At 64.2% G+C, this 1537-nt stretch carries 1 protein-coding gene and 1 pseudogene; both read right to left on the bottom strand.

Features of this window, described 5'->3' with window-relative positions; genetic code table 11:
* Positions 1 to 723 (bottom strand): MFS transporter (locus tag I5W_RS26240; protein ID WP_044531463.1); only part of this gene is annotated, 723 nt, incomplete at its 3' end.
* 355 nt (positions 724 to 1078) lie between these two features.
* Positions 1079 to 1537, bottom strand: a pseudogene (locus I5W_RS26235) (dienelactone hydrolase family protein); the annotation flags it as partial.

The raw sequence follows: 1537 nt of genomic DNA, 5'->3' as shown, positions 1-1537 counted from the left end.
CATCCACACGCGGTAGTTGGCAGCGGCGGCGCGGAAGCTGGCCCAGCCACCGCGCTTGCCGCTTTCGATGGTCACGCCGGCGGCGCGCAGGTCGTCATAGTTGCCTTCCGGGCAGTCCTGGGTAAAGCGCCAGTAGAGTGCGGCCATGATCAGCATCAGCAGGCCCGGCACCAGCAGCGCCGCGCGCCAGCCCCAGGCGTGCGAGACGCCCAGCATCAGCATGGCGGCCATGAGCAGCGGCATCACGCCTTGCGCCACGCCGCCGCCGGCATTGCCCCAGCCGGCCGTGGCGGCGTTGGCAGTGCCCACCACGTTGGGGGCGAACATGACCGAGGTGTGGTACTGGGTAATGACGAAGCTGGCGCCCACCGCACCGATCAAGAGGCGGAAGAACAGGAAGCTCTCGTAGCTTTGGGCGAAGGCCACACCGATGACCGGCACCGCACCCACCAGCAGCAGGCCGGTATAGGCCTTGCGCGGGCCGAAGCGGTCGCACATGGGGCCGATGATCAGGCGCACCAGAATGGTCACTGCCACCGCGGCGATGTTGATGTTGGCGATCTGGCCGGGGGTGAGGTGGAATTCACCCTTGATCACCGGCATCAACGGCGCGCAGGCGAACCAGGCGAAGAAGCAGACGAAGAAGGCCAGCCAGGTCAGGTGGAAGCTGCGCATCTGGGGCGTGCGCAGGGAGAACAGCTCGATACGATTGGATTTGCTCATCTCGGTCCTCTAGAAAACAAAAAGGCGTCCGCTTGAGGCCAAGGCAGAGCCTCGGTCCAAGCGGACGCCGTTGTCCGTGTGTTGCAGATCCATCGTTAGATCGGCAGTGAATAGGGGGGATCGTCCTTGATCCTGATGGTCATTGAGCAAAGGCCGTGCCAGCCAGAGGGTTTTGGCGGGGAGGCAGGCCGGGAGCGGTGTTGCAGGCAGACAGAGGAAATCAGGCACTGCATTGGCGCCGTGCCGGATCACCGATATATATCATCGCGTGATGTATCCGGGTGCGGTCTGCGCGTTCGTGGTGCAGTGCATCGTGGCAGTGCAGGCAGCCCGGGATGGGGCTCTGGCCCTCCAGTTACAGGGCAAACTGTCCCTGTAGCAACTTCTTGACCGCCTCGCGCGACTGTTCGCGGTAGCGCGGATGGCCACCGACGGCAAATCCGCGGCGGATGCAGCCGGTGCGCAGCTTGATGAAATCCGGCGCCGGGAGGGTGCGGCCGTCTTGCATGAGGGCTTTGCCGGTATCGAGGTTCATTGAGCCGATGGGGCAGTCCAGGGCGCTGGTGCCCAGCGGAACCCAGACGTTGCCGGGCATGGAGGTGTCGAAGCCGTGCTTGGCCCCGTCGTAGACGGTAAGCTCGACCTTGGCGCCCACGCGCCGGAGTTGCTCAACATTGAAGCGGCATTTCTCCACCGAGTTGTAGGCATCCTCGCTGCCCATGAAGAGATGCAGCGGGGCGCCGGTGGTGCGCGCGAATTCGGAACAGCTGGGATAGAACAAGAGGTGATCGCAAAGCGGGTATCGTCTGCGATG

The sequence above is a fragment of the Herbaspirillum sp. B65 genome (assembly GCF_000333555.1).
GTDB classification, from domain to species: domain Bacteria; phylum Pseudomonadota; class Gammaproteobacteria; order Burkholderiales; family Burkholderiaceae_D; genus Herbaspirillum; species Herbaspirillum rubrisubalbicans.
Note: the sequence above shows the minus strand (reverse complement) of the source record. Positions and strands in the feature narration are given on the sequence as shown.